13 protein-coding genes are annotated in these 16,160 nt (G+C 71.2%); 5 read left to right on the top strand and 8 right to left on the bottom strand.

Translation table 11 applies throughout. From position 1 onward, the window contains the following. Positions 1-82 precede the first annotated feature (82 nt). From ACMXN5_RS24640 to ACMXN5_RS24650, 3 genes are all read right to left on the bottom strand, one after another. On the bottom strand, positions 83-2,200 hold the full coding sequence (locus ACMXN5_RS24640) for a 3-hydroxyacyl-CoA dehydrogenase NAD-binding domain-containing protein (RefSeq protein ID WP_439677026.1): 2,118 nt from the start codon (positions 2,198-2,200) through the stop codon (positions 83-85). Then, entirely contained in the window at positions 2,197-3,444 is a 1,248-nt protein-coding gene (locus ACMXN5_RS24645) for a thiolase family protein (protein ID WP_439677027.1), read from the bottom strand. Before ACMXN5_RS24645 ends, ACMXN5_RS24640 begins: the two co-directional genes overlap by 4 nt. Positions 3,445-3,505: 61 nt before the next feature. Beyond that, positions 3,506-4,237, bottom strand: a complete 732-nt coding sequence (locus ACMXN5_RS24650; RefSeq protein ID WP_439677028.1) for an amino acid permease — start codon at positions 4,235-4,237, stop codon at positions 3,506-3,508. Between the two features lie 457 nt (positions 4,238-4,694). On the opposite strand from ACMXN5_RS24650, the gene efeO reads away from it, so the two are divergent. Further along, entirely contained in the window at positions 4,695-5,834 is a 1,140-nt protein-coding gene (efeO, locus tag ACMXN5_RS24655) for an iron uptake system protein EfeO (RefSeq protein WP_395791194.1), read from the top strand. A gap of 89 nt (positions 5,835-5,923) precedes the next feature. Continuing rightward, on the top strand, positions 5,924-7,204 hold the full coding sequence (efeB, locus tag ACMXN5_RS24660; protein ID WP_439677029.1) for an iron uptake transporter deferrochelatase/peroxidase subunit: 1,281 nt from the start codon (positions 5,924-5,926) through the stop codon (positions 7,202-7,204). A 111-nt stretch (positions 7,205-7,315) separates the two neighbouring features. Here efeB and efeU read toward each other — a convergent pair whose 3' ends face one another. From efeU to ACMXN5_RS24680, 4 genes are all read right to left on the bottom strand, one after another. Next, positions 7,316-8,167 carry an iron uptake transporter permease EfeU gene (gene efeU / locus ACMXN5_RS24665; protein WP_439677030.1) on the bottom strand — a complete coding sequence of 284 codons (852 nt, stop codon included), beginning with the start codon at positions 8,165-8,167 and terminating at the stop codon, positions 7,316-7,318. 226 nt (positions 8,168-8,393) lie between these two features. After that, positions 8,394-9,674, bottom strand: coding sequence for an HRDC domain-containing protein (locus tag ACMXN5_RS24670; protein ID WP_439677031.1), 1,281 nt, complete (start codon positions 9,672-9,674; stop codon positions 8,394-8,396). A gap of 245 nt (positions 9,675-9,919) precedes the next feature. Beyond that, complete coding sequence (locus ACMXN5_RS24675; RefSeq protein ID WP_078974877.1) at positions 9,920-10,588, bottom strand: response regulator transcription factor; 669 nt, start codon at positions 10,586-10,588, stop codon at positions 9,920-9,922. Between the two features lie 179 nt (positions 10,589-10,767). Beyond that, complete coding sequence (locus ACMXN5_RS24680; protein WP_379996366.1) at positions 10,768-11,364, bottom strand: DUF3000 domain-containing protein; 597 nt, start codon at positions 11,362-11,364, stop codon at positions 10,768-10,770. A gap of 92 nt (positions 11,365-11,456) precedes the next feature. Between ACMXN5_RS24680 and hemE the strand changes: the two genes are divergently transcribed. The 3 genes from hemE to hemQ all read left to right on the top strand — a co-directional run bounded on the left by hemE (position 11,457) and on the right by hemQ (position 15,635). Then, on the top strand, positions 11,457-12,521 hold the full coding sequence (gene hemE / locus ACMXN5_RS24685) for a uroporphyrinogen decarboxylase (RefSeq protein WP_439677032.1): 1,065 nt from the start codon (positions 11,457-11,459) through the stop codon (positions 12,519-12,521). An 834-nt stretch (positions 12,522-13,355) separates the two neighbouring features. After that, on the top strand, positions 13,356-14,807 hold the full coding sequence (hemG, locus tag ACMXN5_RS24690) for a protoporphyrinogen oxidase (RefSeq protein ID WP_439677033.1): 1,452 nt from the start codon (positions 13,356-13,358) through the stop codon (positions 14,805-14,807). A gap of 30 nt (positions 14,808-14,837) precedes the next feature. After that, positions 14,838-15,635: a hydrogen peroxide-dependent heme synthase gene (hemQ, locus tag ACMXN5_RS24695; RefSeq protein ID WP_395791208.1), complete on the top strand. Its 798-nt coding sequence runs from the start codon at positions 14,838-14,840 to the stop codon at positions 15,633-15,635. A gap of 69 nt (positions 15,636-15,704) precedes the next feature. Here the strand turns inward: hemQ and ACMXN5_RS24700 are convergent, their stop codons facing one another. Further along, positions 15,705-16,136, bottom strand: coding sequence for a hypothetical protein (locus tag ACMXN5_RS24700; RefSeq protein WP_439677034.1), 432 nt, complete (start codon positions 16,134-16,136; stop codon positions 15,705-15,707). Between the last annotated feature and the right edge of the window lie 24 nt (positions 16,137-16,160).

Genomic DNA, 16,160 nt, shown 5'->3' on the forward strand with positions numbered 1-16,160 from the left:
CCCGACACGAACGCCGACGGGCGGCCCCATTCATCGGGCCGCCCGTCGGATGTTCTCGACTACCGCTATCGCGGAACCGAAGCTACTGCGGAACCGAGGCCGTGCCCGTCGGCAGGAAGCGCTTGCCGAGGGTTTTCTCGGTGACGCCCGCGCGGTCCAGGTACGGGGTGATGCCGCCCAGGTGGAAGGGCCAGCCGGCGCCGGTGATCATGCACAGGTCGATGTCCTGCGGGGCGGCGACGACGCCCTCCTGGAGCATGCGGTCGATCTCGTCGGCCAGGGCCGCCAGTGCGCGGTCGCGGACCTGCTCCTCCGTGGACGGCGAGTCGCCCACCTCCAGGAGCGCGACCACCTCCGGGTCGACCTCCTGAGCGCCCGAGGCCCAGGTCAGGAACGAGCGCTTGCCCGCCTTGACCACGCGCTCCAGGTTCGGCGACACCCCGAACCGGTCCGGGAAGGCGCCGTGCAGGGTGCCGCCCACGTGGGCCGCGATCGCCGGGCCGACCAGTTCGAGCAGCACCATCGGCGACATCGGCAGGCCCAGCGGGGCCAGCGCGTTGTCGGCGACCTCGATCGGGGTGCCCTCGTCCACCGCGGCCAGCACCTCGCCCAGGAAGCGGGTCAGCACACGGTTGACCACGAACGCCGGGGCGTCCTTGACCAGGACCGAGGTCTTCTTCAGCTGCTTGGAGACGGCGAACGCGGTGGCGAGCGCACCGTCGTCGGTCTGCTCCGCGCGCACGATCTCCAGCAGCGGCAGGACCGCGACCGGGTTGAAGAAGTGGAAGCCGACGACCCGCTCGGGGTGGGCCAGCTTCGAGGCCATCTCGGTGATCGACAACGACGAGGTGTTGGTGGCCAGGATGCAGGTCGGCGAGACCACCGCCTCCACCTCGGCGAACACCTGCTGCTTGACCGCCATCTCCTCGAACACGGCCTCGATCACGAAGTCGGCGTCGGCGAACGCGTCCTTCGTCAGCGAGCCGGTCACCAGCGCCTTGAGCCGGTTCGCGGCGTCCGGCGAGACGCGCCCCCGCAGCAGCAGCTTGTCGACCTCGTCGTGCACGTAGCCGACGCCCTTGTCCACCCGCTCCTGGTCGATGTCGGTCAGCACGACCGGCACCCGCAGGCGGCGCGCGAACAGCAGTGCGAGCTGGGAGGCCATCAGTCCGGCGCCGACCACGCCGACCTTGGTGACCGGGCGGGCGAGCGCCCGGTCGGGGGCACCCGCCGGTCGCTTGGCGCGCTTTTGCACCAGGTTGAACGAGTACAGCCCGGCGCGCAGCTCGTCGCCCATGATCAGGTCGGCGAGCGCGTCGTCCTCGGCGTCGAAGCCGGCCTGCACATCACCGTCGCGGGCCGCGTCGATGATCTCCAGCGCGCGGTACGGAGCGGGGGAGGCCCCGTGCACCTTGGAGTCGGCGATCGCCCGACCTCGCGCGACGGCCGCGTCCCAGCCGGCGCCGCGGTCGATCTCCGGGCGCTCGACCACGATCTCGCCGGAGACGACCTTGCTGGCCCACACCAGCGACTGGGCCAGGAAGTCGGCCGAGTCCACCAGCGCGTCCGCGATCCCGAGCTTGAAGGCCTTGGGGCCGTTGAGCTGACGGTTCTGGTTCAGCGCGTTCTCGATGATCACCGTGACCGCGTTGTCCGGACCGATCAGGTTCGGCAGCAGCACACAGCCGCCCCAGCCCGGGACCAGGCCCAGGAAACACTCGGGCAGCGAGAAGGCGGGCACCGCGGTGGAGATGGTGCGGTACGTGCAGGCCAGGCCGATCTCGACGCCGCCGCCCATCGCCGCGCCGTTGTAGAACGCGAAGGTGGGCACGGACAGCGCGGTCAGCCGCTTGAACGTGTCGTGGCCGGCCTTGCCGATGGCGTGCGCGTGCTCGCGGTTGGTGACCTTCTCGACGCCCTTGAGGTCGGCGCCGACCGCGAAGATGAACGGCTTGCCGGTCACCCCGGCCGCGACGATGTCGCCCGCCGCGGCCAGTGCCTCGATCGTGTCGATCGCGGCGCCGAGCTCGGCCAGGCCCGCCGGGCCGAACGTGTTCGGCTTGGTGTGGTCGAAGCCGTTGTCGATGGTGATCAGCGCGAACTTTCCGGCGCCGTTCGGGAGGTCGAGTACACGCACCGGGAAGTGCGAGACCAGCTCGTCCGGGAAGACCTCGGCGGCCAGTCGCGTCAGGTCGCTCACTTGTCGTTCCCCTCGGAGTTCTCGCCGGCGGTCGTGGTGTCCGCGTCGGCCCCGGTCCAGTTCGGGTTCTCCCAGATGACGGTCCCGCCCATGCCGAGCCCGATGCACATCGAGGTCAGGCCGTAGCGGACCTCGGGGTGCGCCTCGAACTGGCGCGCGAGCTGGGTCATCAGCCGCACGCCGGAGGAGGCGAGCGGGTGGCCGAAGGCGATCGCGCCGCCGTACTTGTTCACGCGCGGGTCGTCGTCGGCGATCTTGTAGTGGTCCAGGAAGGACAACACCTGGACCGCGAACGCCTCGTTCAGCTCGAACAGGCCGATGTCGTCGATGCTCAGCCCGGCGCGCTCCAGCGCCTTCTCGGTGGCCGGGACCGGGCCGATGCCCATCACCTCGGGCTCGACGCCGGCGAACGCGAACTGCACCAGGCGCATCTTGATCGGCAGGCCCAGCTCGCGCGCGGTGTCCTCGGCGGCGAGCAGACACGCGGTCGCGCCGTCGTTGAGGCCGGCCGCGTTGCCCGCGGTGACCCGGCCGTGCGGGCGGAACGGGGTCTTGAGCGCGGCCAGCCCCTCGAGGGTGGTGCCCGGGCGCATCGGCTCGTCCGCCGTGGCCAGGCCCCAGCCCTGCTCGACCGAGCGGGCCGCGACCGGCACCAGGTCGGGCTGGATCAGGTTGTCGGCGTACGCCTTGGCGGCCTTCTCCTGGCTGCCCACGGCGAACCGGTCCGCGCGCTCCTTGGTGAGCTGCGGGAAGCGGTCGTGGATGTTCTCCGCGGTGTTGCCCATGACCAGCGCGGAGGGGTCCACCAACTGCTCGGAGATGATCCGCGGGTTCGGGTCGGCGCCCTCGCCCATGGGGTGTCGGCCCATGTGCTCGACACCGCCGGCGACCACCACGTCGTAGGCGCCGAACGCGATGCCGCCGGCGGCCGTGGTGACCGCGGTCATCGCCCCCGCGCACATGCGGTCGATCGCGTAGCCGGGCACCTCGCGCGGCAGCCCGGCCAGCAGCGCCGCGGTGCGGCCGATGGTCAGGCCCTGGTCGCCGATCTGCGTGGTGGCCGCGATCGCGACCTCGTCCACGCGCGCCGGCGGCAGCGACGGGTTGCGGCGCATCAGCTCACGGATACACGCGATGACGAGGTCGTCGGCTCGCGTCTCGTGGTAGATGCCCTTGGGGCCGGCCTTGCCGAAGGGGGTACGGACGCCGTCTACGAAGACGACGTCCCGGACGTTACGAGGCACGAGCGCACACTCCTCCACCGATGGGTACGGGCCCCATGCTACTCATGGGTAACCACGTGGCCTAGCCCTCGGTCCCCATCGGCCCGTCGGCGCGTCCCGACCGCGGTCGCCGGCGGGTCGGCCACAGGTACACCGGACCGCCTGCCGCGAGCAGTACCGCGCCCTGCCAGATCACCGTCCAGCCGGACCCGACCACCGCCCAGATCGAGTACGCCGCGGCGAGCACCGCGATCATCCCGTACCTGACCAGCGCCGAAGCGTCGAACGCGGCCCGATCCGTGCGCAGCGGTCGCAGCAGCGCGATCGCGGTCAGGCCGTAGGGGACGAGCGAGATGGAGGTGGCGATCAGGATGATCCGCTCGAACTGATCCCCCGGGCCGCCGCCGGCGGTGGTCAGGATCAGGACGGTGACCAGCACGTTCGAGGCGATCAGGCCGAAGGCCGGGGTGCCGCCCGCGTCCAGGCGCGCGAAGGGGCGCGGGAACAGCCCGCCCCGGGCGGCCGCGAGCGGGATCTGGCCCTGCATCATCACCCAGCCCACCATCGCGCCCGGACGGGCGATCAGCCCGCCGGCGGCCACGATCCAGCCGCCCGCGTCGCCGACCACCACCCGGGCCGCGGCCGCGAACGGGGCCGGCGAGTCGGCGAGTTCGGCCGCCGGGACCAGGGTCATGACCACGAACGTGGCCAGGATGTACACGCTCGCCGCGAGGGCGACGCCGAGCACGGTGGCGCGCGGGATGGTCCGGCGCGGGTCGCGCACGCTGTCCGCCGGGACGGTGGCGGACTCCATTTCCGGTCGCCGAACACGCGCTGCACGTACGCGTAGGGGCCGCCGGTGTCGGGATACATGGCGCTGAAACGCGCGGTGGCGGAGCGAGCCCCGGGCGATGCGGCGGAGAGAGGGTCCCCCGAGGTGGTCACGGGTGCTCCAGGTTGAACGGACTTGGCACGACCCTACGTACATATCGGGTTTGCCATGCTTTGCCGTGCCAAGGGTCCCGAGCGGGACGTGATGTGATCCACGTTCGCCGCGCCGGGCCTTTACTCCGTCTTGACTGTAGGGGGTCATTCGGCTGACAAAATAAGCCAAGCCTAGGCTTGGTTAGCCTTGCCTAATAATTGCTTTTCGTCCGTTTTATGCAGCACCATCACGCCCTTCCGCGTGTCCCACGCGTCCCATACGTCCTGCTTCTGCTCGTCTGCCGGGCTTCGACCCGTCTTCGCCTGTCTCGTCCCCGGGAGAGTTCATGTCTGTCGTCCGTCGTCGCCCCGCCGCCACCCGTGCGCTGGGTGTCGGGTTGTTGCTGGCCTTGCCGCTCGCGTTGACCGCGTGCAACAGCGACGACTCCTCCGGCGACGCGGTCAAGGTGACCGCCAAGGACAAGTCCTGCGACGTCGCCAAGAAGGACTGGCCCGCGGGCAAGAACAGCATCAAGGTGACCAACAAGGGCAGCCAGGTCACCGAGCTCTACGTCTACGCGCAGGGTGACCGGATCGTCACCGAGCGGGAGAACATCGGCCCCGGCACCTCGGCCACGCTGAACTTCGAGATCAAGGCCGGCACCTACGAGGTCGCCTGCAAGCCCGGCATGAAGGGCGACGGCATCCGGCAGAAGGTCACTGTCGCGGGCACCCCCGTCGAGAAGCCGATCGACCCCAGGCTCGCCCAGGCCGTCGCGCACTACCGGACCTTCACCAACGACACGGTCGCGCAGATGATGCCGATCGCCACCGAGTTCGTGAAGGCGGTCAAGGCCGGCGACGTGGCCAAGGCCAAGGAGCTCTACCCGAAGTCGCGCCTGGGCTGGGAGACCATCGAGCCGGTCGCGGAGAGCTTCGGCGACCTCGACCCGCAGATGGACGCGCGCGAGGCGGACCTGGAGCCCGGTCAGGAGTGGTCCGGCTGGCACCGGATCGAGAAGGCGCTGTGGACCACCGGACAGATCACGGACGTCGAGAAGGGCTACGCCGACCGCCTGATGGCCGACCTGAACACGCTCCAGTCCAAGGTCGGCACCGTCGACATCACCCCGACCTCGATTGCCAACGGCGCCAAGGGCCTGCTCGACGAGGTGGCCACCGGCAAGGTCACCGGCGAGGAGGAGGCGTTCAGCCACACCGACCTGTGGGACTTCGCGGGCAACGTGGACGGTGCGAAGAAGGCCTTCGAATTGCTCAAGCCGTACGTGGCGGAGAAGGACGCGGCGCTGACCGCCACCCTCGACGGCGAGTTCGCCAAGATCCAGGGCCTGCTGTTCAAGTACAAGCAGGGCGACGGCTACGTCTCCTACGACACGATCGACGAGGCCAAGCGCAAGGAACTCTCGGACGCGGTCAACGCGCTCGGCGAGCCGCTGTCGAAGCTTGCCGGCGTCGTCGCCCAGTGACGCCGACGCGTGACAGCGCCCGCCATCGCGAAGCACGAACCGACCGAACCCCACGAGCCGACCGCACCGCACGAGCCTAGGGAGGGCCCATGACCGAGACCGAACGTGTCGCCGAGGCGGTCGAACCGCCGTCGGCCGACGGATTCAGTCGGCGGGCGCTGCTGGGCTGGACCGGTGGCGCGCTCGTGGTCGGCGCCGCCGCGGCGGGTGGGGTGGCCACCGCGGTCACCGGGAGCGAGGACAAGTCGTCCACGCCGACCCCGGGCGCGGTGAACTTCCACGGCGTGAACCAGGCCGGCATCGCCACCCCGGTCCAGGACCGGCTGCACTTTTGCGTGTTCGACGTGATCACCGACGACCGCGCCAAGCTGGTGCGCATGCTCCAGCAGTGGACCGCCGCCGCGGCCGCTATGACCGCGGGCAAGGCGATCGGGACCGGCGCCGACAGCGGTGTGCCCGAGTCGCCGCCCGACGACACGGGCGAGGCGGTCGGGCTGCCGCCGAACAACCTCACGCTCACCGTCGGATTCGGCCCCACGCTGTTCACCAAGGACGGCCGGGACCGCTTCGGGATCGCCGTGAAGAAGCCGGAGGCGCTGGCCGAACTGCCCGCGTTCCCCGGGGACAAGCTCGACCCGCAGCGCTCCGGCGGCGACATCGCGGTCCAGGCATGCTCCGACGACCCCCAGGTCGCGGTGCACGCGATCCGCAACCTGGCCCGTATCGGCTTCGGCGTGGTCTCGGTGCGCTGGTCGCAGCTGGGCTTCGGCAAGACGTCCTCGACCACGCCCGAGGCGATGACCCCGCGCAACCTGTTCGGCTTCAAGGACGGCACGCGCAACATCGCCGGCACCGAGACCGACCGGCTGCGCGAGCACGTGTGGGTGCCGGCCGGTGAGGGCCCGGCGTGGATGACCGGTGGCTCCTACCTGGTCGCGCGCCGGATCCGGATGCACATCGAGACCTGGGACCGCACCTCGCTGCAGGAGCAGGAGGACGTGATCGGCCGCAACAAGGGTGTCGGCGCGCCGCAGGGCGCGACCGGCGAACACGACGTGGTGCCGCTCAAGGCGCTGCCGGAGAAGTCGCATGTGCGGCTGTCGCACCCCGACACCAACAACGGCGCGACCATCCTGCGTCGCGGCTACTCGTTCGTGGACGGCTCGGACGGCCTCGGCCGGCTGGAGGCGGGCCTGTTCTTCCTGGCCTACCAGCGCGACCCGCGCAAGGGCTTCATCCCGGTCCAGCAGCGGCTGGCGTCGAACGACGCGATGAACGAGTACATCCAGCACGTGGGCTCGGCCCTGTTCGCGTGTCCGGGCGGCGTGCGCGGCGCGGACGACTACTGGGGCAAGGCACTGTTCGCCTGAGTGCCCCGGCGACCCATGGACCGAAGGTCAAAGACACCGAGGGGCCCGATCCGAAGCACCGCTTCGGATCGGGCCCCTCGCCCGTGCCGTCCCGTCCCGCCGCGCCCCGGATCAGGCGGCGGCCGTCGTCTCCCGAGGAGCCGCCGACGGAGCCTTCTTCGGGCCGCCCTTGGGGAGCAGGAAGAACAGCGCCATGACCGGGACCAGATAGGCCGCCCAGACCGCGACCTGCAGGACCGTGGGGTCGGGCTGGAAGTTGAGGATGCCCTTGAGGAGGGTGCCGTACCAGGTGTCCGGGGGGATGGTGTCGCTGATGTCGAACGCCCGGTTGTTCAGGCCCGGGATGTAGTCGGCCTCTTGGAGGTCGTGGACGCCGTATGCCAGTACGCCGGCGGCGACGACGACGAGGCCGGCGCCGGTCCAGAGGAAGAACTTGGCGAGGTTGATCCGGACGGCGCCGGCGTAGAAGAGGTAGCCGAGCACGACGGCGGTGGCCAGTCCGAGGGCGACGCCGATCATCGGCTCGGTGTTCTCGCCGGTGGAGCGGGCCGTGCCCCACACGATCACCGCCGTCTCCAGACCCTCCCGCCCCACGGACAGGAACGCGGTCAACACCAGCGCACCGGTGCCCATCGCCAGCGCGTGGTCCAACTTCCCCTGCAACTCCGCTTTCAACGCGTGCGAGGTACGCCGCATCCAGAAGATCATCCAGGTGACCAGCGCCACCGCGAAGATGGACAACGAGCCGCCGAACGCCTCCTGCTCCTTGAAGTCCATCTCCGCCGAGGTCAGTTCGAGGGCGGCCTCCAGGGCCACGCTCATCGCGACGGCCGCGCCGATTCCCACCCACACCGCCGGCAGCGCCTCGCGCCGACCGGTCTTGACGAGATAGGCGATCAGGATGCTGACCACCAGGGCCGCTTCCAGGCCCTCGCGCAGGCCAATCAGATAGTTGGCGAACACAGGCCACCCCGCAGGCTCGAACACATGGTGAGAAATTAGGCGAGGCTAACCAAACCATTCGGAGGGATCCGGCGTCAATGCGGACAAAGCAAAGCTCGGGTAAGGCGGTACGGACGCCCGACCGCAGGCTCGCCGGGCGTACCCGGGCACCCGAAGGCGCGCCGCGCCGGGACCGATGCGCCCGGCTCGCGGCGGTCGTACCGAGGCTCCGGCCCCGGTGTGTGCCTCAGGTCCCGGCGGTGCCGTTGGCGGCGTGTGCGGCCAGGCGCAGGAACGCGCCGGACAGGGCCGGGGCGGTGAGCGCGATCTGCCAGGGCCGGGCGCCGAACTCGCGCAGTACGTCGGCGACCGCGTCCGCGGTGGGGGCCGACGGCGGTGCCCAGGCCAACCGGCGTACGTAGTCCGGCGCGAGCAGGTTCTCGGTGGGCAGCGTGTGCTCGTCCGCGATGGCCGCCACCGCGGTCTTGGCGGCGGTCAGGCGCTCGGCGGCGGCCGGGTCCTTGTCGGTCCACGCGCGGGCCGGCGGCGGGCCCTCGTGCGGCAGCGTGGACATCGGCAGCTCGACCTCGGGCAGGGCCCTGGCCTGCTCGATCGCGGCCAGCCACACCCCAGCCTGGCGTCGGCTGTCCCGGCCGGTGAAGCCGGGCAGCGCGAGCAGGGCGGCCACCGACGCGGGCCCGGCCAGCGCGGCCTCGACGATCGCGGTGTCCGGGATGACCCGACCCGGCGAGACGTCCTTCTGGCGGGCGACGGTGTCCCGGGCCTGCCACAACGACCGCACGATGGCCAACTGCCGGCGACGGCGCACCCGGTGCAGGCCCGACGTGCGGCGCCACGGGTCGACCCGGGGGGCGGGCGGCGGCGCGGCGGCGATCGCGGCGAACTCCTGCAGCGCCCAGTCGAGCTTGCCCTGCTCGGTCAGCGTCGCCTCGAGCTCGTTGCGCAGCTCGATCAGCACCTCGACGTCCAACGCCGCGTAGCGCAGCCAGGGCTCCGGCAGCGGACGGGTGGACCAGTCCACCGCCGAGTGCCCCTTCTCCAGCGAGAAGCCGAGTACGGCCTCGACCATCGCGCCCAGGCCCACCCGGGGGAACGCGGCCAGCCGGCCCGCCAGCTCGGTGTCGAAGATGCGCCGGGGGACCATGCCGACCTCGGCCAGGCAGGGCAGGTCCTGGGAGGCGGCGTGCAGGACCCATTCGGCGTCGACGATCGCGGCGCCGAGCGCGGACAGGTCGGGGCAGGCCGCCGGGTCGACCAGGGCGCTGCCCGCGCCGGCCCGGCGCAGCTGGATCAGATACGCGCGTTGCCCGTAGCGATAGCCCGACGCCCGTTCGGCGTCGACGGCGACCGGTCCCGCTCCGGCGGCGAAGGCGGCGACGGTCTCGGCGAGCGCCTCCGGGTCCGCCACGACCGGCGGAACGCCCTCGCGAGGTGCCAGGAGCGGGACCGGCGCCGGGGGGACCGGCGCCGGAAGTTCGGATGAGGTTTCGAAGGAGGCGTCGGTCACCCCACCAAAATAACCCGCCCGGCCGGCCGACCGGGCAGGTCCCCGCCAAGGTGGGCGTGCCACGGCGGGTGTAGGGCGGTCGGAACCGCACGAAATCGCGCGCGGAACCGGAAAGCCGACTCTCGGAAAAGCCGAATCCCGGCGGGTGGGTTCACCCGCCGGGATTCGGCTGTACCTGATGATGTGTCACCTGATGAGGTGTCCTGACGCTCCGCCGGCCCTGGACCGGTCGGTGCCGACCGGGGTCAGCTGATGATGCCCGCCCGCAACGCGAGGGCCACCATGCCGGCCCGGTCGCCCGTGCCCATCTTGCGGGCGATGCGGGCGAGATGGCTCTTGACCGTCAGCGCCGACAGGCCCATCGCCTGACCGATCGCCTTGTTGGACCGGCCCTCCGCGACGAGGCGCAGGACCTCGATCTCGCGCGCCGAAAGCTCCCGGACGCCGGAGCCGGGCTCCGTCCCGCGCTGTTCCGACGGACGCATGCGGTTTGCCTGGGGCATCCCGTGGTGCATTCCGGCTTGCCGTGCGTGTCCAGGGTTCAGTCCCGCTCGCGCGCCGGTCACGACGTAGCCCCGAACACCCGCGGCAAGCGCGGAGCGAACGGCACCGATGTCGTCGGCTGCGGAGAGTGCCAGGCCGTTCGGCCACCCGGACGCGCGCATCTCGGTGAGAAGCGTGAGTCCGGAGCCGTCCGGCAGGTGCACGTCGGCGACACACAGGTCGCGCGGCGTGCCGGCACGGGAGCGAGCCTCGGCGATGGTCGACGCCCCGACGACGTCGCGTACACCGAGGGCCCACAGATGGCGGATGACGGCGTCGCGAACCCGGGGGTCCGCGACGACGACCATCGCCGTGGGCTTGGAAGGACGATAGGCAAGCAGGTTTGCAGGGTGATCGAGAAGTACCGACACCGGGCCTCCTGCGCAGTGATCGCGATTCCCGAAGAAGCGGCCCGACCAGCTACTCCTTCGGGGTGGTCACCCTGTCCTTCGGCACATATGGCGCCGGGCTTTAGAGGAAGATCCAAATCCGTTATGCGACGTTGACCCGGGTGTGTGACGGAGGGGTCTCGCGACGGTGATCCGGCGTGTCAGGAACCGGGTCGCGAGGGCCGGCGCGGTATGGCGACGACGCCCTCCCCGGCTGTCACCGGCGGCAAACCGGCGCAGGTGCACAGCAGTTCGGTCCACGCCAGCAGATGCGGCAACAACTCGTCGTCGGCCGGGGTCCATGACGCCCTGACCTCGATCTCGGTGCGGGCGATCTGTCCGGAGAGTCCGCCGAAGCCCTGCGAGGTGCTGCGGCTGACGGTGCCGCTGGGGGCGCGGTAGGTCGCGCCGACCGCGTACAGCGACTCGGTCAGCCAGGTCCAGCCGACCTCGGGCAGCAGTGGGTCCATCGCCAGTTCGGGTTCGAGTTCGGCGCGGGTCATGGTGACCACGCGGAAGGTGCCCTCCCACGCCTCGTGACCCGCCGGGTCGTGCAGCAGCACGATCCGGCCGCCGGCGAGTTCGTCCTCGTCCTCGCCGAGCGCCACCTCGGCGGCGAACGCGGCGGAGTACGGCGCCAGGCCACGCGGCCGGGCCATCTCCTCCAGCACGATCTCCGGACGCAGGACCGCGGCCCGCCATCCGGCCAGTGCCTGCCGGAATTCCTCGGGCTCCTCGGTCTCGCCGACTCCTGCCATGCCTGGCAGCCTAGGCCGCATCGGGGGGCTCGGGCCCGGGCGACGCGCCGGGCGGGGTGCTCCGTCTGGGCCGCCCGCGTGCGTCTGGGACCATGGCGGATGTGACCGAAACGAGCCTTCCGCACGCCACCGTCCGCGACTCGGCCTTCCTGCGCGCCTGCCGGCGCGAACCCGTCCCGCACACCCCGGTGTGGTTCATGCGTCAGGCGGGCCGTTCGTTGCCCGAGTACCGCAAGCTGCGCGAGGGCATCGCGATGCTCGACTCGTGCATGCGGCCGGACCTGGTCACCGAGATCACGCTGCAGCCGGTGCGGCGGCACGGGGTGGACGCGGCGATCTTCTTCAGCGACATCGTGGTCCCGCTCAAGGCGATCGGGGTCGACCTCGACATCAAGCCCGGTGTCGGTCCGGTGGTGGCGAACCCGATCCGCTCGCGCGCCGACCTCGTGCAGTTGCGCGACCTCACGCCCGACGACGTGCCATACATCACCGAGGCGGTAGGGCAGCTCGTCGGCGAACTGGGCGGTACGCCGCTGATCGGCTTCGCCGGTGCGCCGTTCACCCTCGCGAGTTACCTGGTCGAGGGCGGGCCGTCGAAGAACCACGAGCGCACCAAGGCGCTGATGTACGGCGACCCGCAGCTGTGGGCCGACCTGGTGGACCGGCTCGCGGAGATCACGTCGGCGTTTTTGAAGGTACAGATCGAGGCGGGCGCGTCGGCGATCCAGCTGTTCGACTCGTGGGCCGGGGCGCTGTCCGCGGCGGACTACCGGGCGTCGGTGCTGCCGGCGAGCACGAAGGTGTTGGCGTCGGTCGAGCACTACGGCGTGCCGCGGATCCACTTCGGGGTGGGCACCGGCGAGTTGCTGCGGATGTTCGGCGAGGCCGGGGCGGATGTGGTGGGCGTCGACTGGCGCATCCCGCTGGACGAGGCGGCGCGGCGGGTGGGACCGGGGCGGGCGTTGCAGGGGAACCTGGACTCGGCGGTGGTGTTCGCGCCGTGGGAGGCGGTTCGGGCCAAGGCCGATGAGGTGTTGGCGGCGGGGCGTGGTGCGGAGGGGCACATTTTCAATTTGGGGCATGGGGTTTTGCCGAACACGGATCCCGAGGTGCTCACGCGCCTGGTGGCGCACGTGCACTCGGCTAGCGCCCGGTAGGTCGGCTTTTGGCCTCATGCGCCGGCCGGGCTCGCTGTGGTTCGGCTGCGCCCCCGTGTCGTGCGTGGGTTCGCGGTTCGGCCGGGGTGGGGGCTTTGGCCTCAAGCGCCGGCCGGGCTGATGTGGTGGTCGGGCCGGTGTTGGGATTTGGTTGGGTTGGGGTGGCCTCAAGCGCCGGCCGGGCTGGATTGGTTGTGGTTGGGGTCGGGTGGGGTGGCCTCAAGCGCCGGCCGGGCTGATGTGGTTTGTGGTCGGGCCCGCGTTGGGATCTGGTCGAGTCGGGTGGCCTCAAACGCCGGCCGGGCTGATGTGGTTGGTGGTTGGGCTGGCGTTGGGGTGGGCTCACGTGCCGGCCTGGCTGGATTGGTTGCTGTGGGGTGGGTGGCTTGGCCTTGAGGGCTGGCCGGGCTGATGTGGTTGGTGGTTGGGACGGCGTTGGGAGTTGGTCGGGTTGGGGTGGGTTCAAGTGCCGGCCGGGCTGATTTTGGTGGGCTGACTTGGTCGACTGGATTGGTTGGGCTGGGCTGGATGGGTTGGGTGGGTCGGATCGGTTTGGTTGGGCCCGGTTCGGCTGGGTTGGTTGGGGCGGGTGGGCCGGCTGGGCTGGGTTGGTCTGGTTAGGTGGGGCGATTGGGGGTTTTTGGGGTTGATTGGGTGAGTTGGGTTTTTTGGGGTCCGCTGGGTTGGGTGCTCCGGTTTTGGTGAGTTGGGGTGGGTGGGTTTGGCCTGGCCCTGGTGGGTTGGGTGGTTTGGGGGTTGTGCGGTTGCGGTTGGGCTTTTGGGGGGTTTGGCTTCGGGGGGTCGGGTTGGGTGGCTTTTGGGAGAGGGTGTGACGTGGGTGGTTCGGTGGTGGATGGCGGGCGGCATGTGGTTGTTGTCGGTGGTGGGATTGCCGGGCTGACGGCTGCTTGGGTTTTGTTGCGGGATGGGGATCCCGGGCTCACCGTCACCGTGCTTGAGGGGGCTTCCCGGGTGGGGGGGAAGCTGCATGCCGGGAGCATTGCCGGGGTTGCGGTCGATGAGGGTGCGGAGTCGATGTTGGCTCGGCGTTTCGAGGCGATCGACCTGGCTCGTGAAGTCGGGTTGGGCGACGATCTTCAGCCGCCGGCCACCGCGGGCGCGTCGTTGTGGACGCGTGGTGCGTTGCGGCCGATGCCGCGCGGCCATGTGATGGGTGTGCCGGGCGACCTGGAGCCGCTGGCGGCGAGCGGGGTGTTGTCGCCCGCGGGCCTGGCCCGGATCCCGCTGGACCACGCGCTGGCGCCGCACCGCTACGAGGACGACGTCTCGGTCGGACGCTACGTCGCCGAACGGCTCGGCCACGAGGTGGTGGACCGGCTCGTCGAGCCGCTGCTCGGCGGGGTGTACGCGGGCAACGCCTACGACATCTCGCTCGCCGCCGCCGTCCCGCAGCTGTTGCCGATCGCCCGCTCCGGCGGCTCGCTGGTGGCGGGGGTGCGCCACCTGCTCGACGCCGCCGCCGAGCGGCCCGCGGGGCCGGTGTTCATGGGAGTGCGCGGCGGTGTCGGGCGGCTGCCGCTCGCGGTCGCCGGCGCCGTGGTGGCCGGTGGGCGCGGCAGCATCCGGACCCGGACCACGGTGCGCGAGTTGGAGCGCACGCCGACCGGCTGGCGGCTGATCACCGGCCCGACCAACGCCCCCGTCCCGATCGAGGCGGACGCGGTGGTGCTCGCGGTACCGGCCGCGCCCGCGGCCCGCCTCCTGCGCCCGCACTCGACGGTCGCGGCGGTCGAGCTGTCCTCGATCGAATACGCGGGCATGGCGTTGGTGACCCTCGCGTTCCGGCGCGCCGACCTGGCGTCGATGCCCGCCGGAACCGGGTTCCTGGTGCCGCCGGTGGACGGCCGGCGGATCAAGGCGAGCACCTTCGCGTCGAACAAGTGGGGCTGGCTCGCCGAATCGGATCCCGACCTGTTCGTGCTGCGCACCTCGCTCGGCCGGGCCGGCGAGGAGGCGGTGCTCCAGCGCGAGGACGCCGAACTGATCGCCGACTCGCTCGACGACCTGCGCGAGGCGGTCGGACTGACCGCCGAGCCGATCGACACCCGGGTCACCCGCTGGGGCGGCGGGCTGCCCCAGTACGCGGTCGGCCACCTCGGTCGCATCGCCTGCGTGCGCGACGCGGTCGAGCGGTTGCCGCGCCTGGCGGTGTGCGGCGCGGCGTACGAGGGCGTCGGCATCCCGGCGTGTGTGGCGAGTGCGACCAAGGCCGCGACCGAGGTCCTGGCGCAGCTCGCCAGGCCGTACGCGCGCCCCGTGCACTGAGCGCGGGGACGAGCCAGGCAGAATCGGACCATGACGCAAAGCACCGCGGAGAACAGCCCGGAACCGGTCGACGCCGCCGCAGCGGTGGTCGACGCCGCCCTCAACGCCGACGGCCCGGAGTCCGCAGGCGAACCCGCGCCGGCCCGGCGCAAGGCCCGCGACCTCAACCAGGTGATCAGGTACACGATGTGGTCGGTCTTCCGACTCCGTGAGCCGCTGCCGGGTGAACGGGCCGGACTGGCGGGCGAGGTCGAGCAGTTGTTCGAGCAGCTGCTCGACAAGGACGTGGTGGTGCGCGGCACCTACGACGTCTCCGGCCTGCGTGCCGACGCGGACCTGATGATCTGGTGGCACGCGGAGGACTCGGACGCGCTCCAGGAGGCGTACAACCGCTTCCGGCGCACCGGCCTGGGTCGGCTCCTCGATCCGGTGTGGTCGAACATGGCGCTGCACCGTCCGGCCGAGTTCAACAAGAGCCACATCCCGGCATTCCTGGCCGAGGAGACCCCGCGCGACTACGTCGCGGTGTACCCGTTCGTGCGCTCGTACGAGTGGTATCTGCTGGAGGACGACGAGCGCCGCCGGCTGCTCGCCGAGCACGGGCGGATGGCGCGCGGCTACCCGGACGTGCGGGCCAACACGGTGCCGTCGTTCGCGCTGGGCGACTACGAGTGGATCCTCGCCTTCGAGGCGGACGAGCTGCACCGCATCGTCGACCTGATGCGGCACCTGCGCGGCTCGGAGACGCGCCGCCACGTGCGCGAGGAGGTGCCGTTCTACACCGGTCGCCGGCACCCCGTCGCCGAACTGCTCGCCGGTCTGGCCTGAGCCTTCGTCCCGGGCGGTCGGCTCGCGATCGATCGCTCCGACCGACCGGGGCGCGGCGTCGGGCCGAACCTAGGTCGAACTCGAACAGGACGATCCGCTGGAGCAGGACGACCCGCTCGAACACGACGACCCGCTCGAACACGACGATCCGCTCGAACAGGACGTCCCGCTCGAACCCGAGGAGTCGCCGCCTGCGCCTGCGCCGCAGGACCAGCCGGTGCCGCACGAGGTGTGGTGGCCGTGCCCGTGGTGAGGGTGATGGTGGTCCTGCGCGTCGTACCCCTGGTATCCCTGCGGGCCGAGTGGCCACGGGTCGGGGTACGGACCGGGCTCGCCGCCGTACGGCGTACCGGTGCCCGGCGCCCGCCCGAACGGCGGTCCTGCCGGTCGGCCGAAGGTGTGGCGGAGCCGGCGTCGGGCCGCGCGGTGGGCCAGGACGACGATCACGATCGGCAGGGCGGCGGCGAGGACCACCACCGCCCCGAGCAGCAACCAGAACATGGTGTCGACCCCCGTGTGTGACGT

Source organism: Embleya australiensis (assembly GCF_051903075.1).
GTDB lineage: Bacteria > Actinomycetota > Actinomycetes > Streptomycetales > Streptomycetaceae > Embleya.

Bases quoted from the DNA above. Each gene is read 5' to 3' on its own strand.
- ACMXN5_RS24650 (WP_439677028.1), bottom strand. From the start codon at position 4,237: ATGGAGTCCGCCACCGTCCCGGCGGACAGCGTGCGCGACCCGCGCCGG.
- efeO (WP_395791194.1), top strand. From the start codon at position 4,695: ATGTCTGTCGTCCGTCGTCGCCCCGCCGCCACCCGTGCGCTGGGTGTC.
- efeB (WP_439677029.1), top strand. From the start codon at position 5,924: ATGACCGAGACCGAACGTGTCGCCGAGGCGGTCGAACCGCCGTCGGCC.
- ACMXN5_RS24680 (WP_379996366.1), bottom strand. From the start codon at position 11,364: ATGGCAGGAGTCGGCGAGACCGAGGAGCCCGAGGAATTCCGGCAGGCA.
- hemE (WP_439677032.1), top strand. From the start codon at position 11,457: ATGGCGGATGTGACCGAAACGAGCCTTCCGCACGCCACCGTCCGCGAC.
- hemQ (WP_395791208.1), top strand. From the start codon at position 14,838: ATGACGCAAAGCACCGCGGAGAACAGCCCGGAACCGGTCGACGCCGCC.
- ACMXN5_RS24700 (WP_439677034.1), bottom strand. From the start codon at position 16,136: ATGTTCTGGTTGCTGCTCGGGGCGGTGGTGGTCCTCGCCGCCGCCCTG.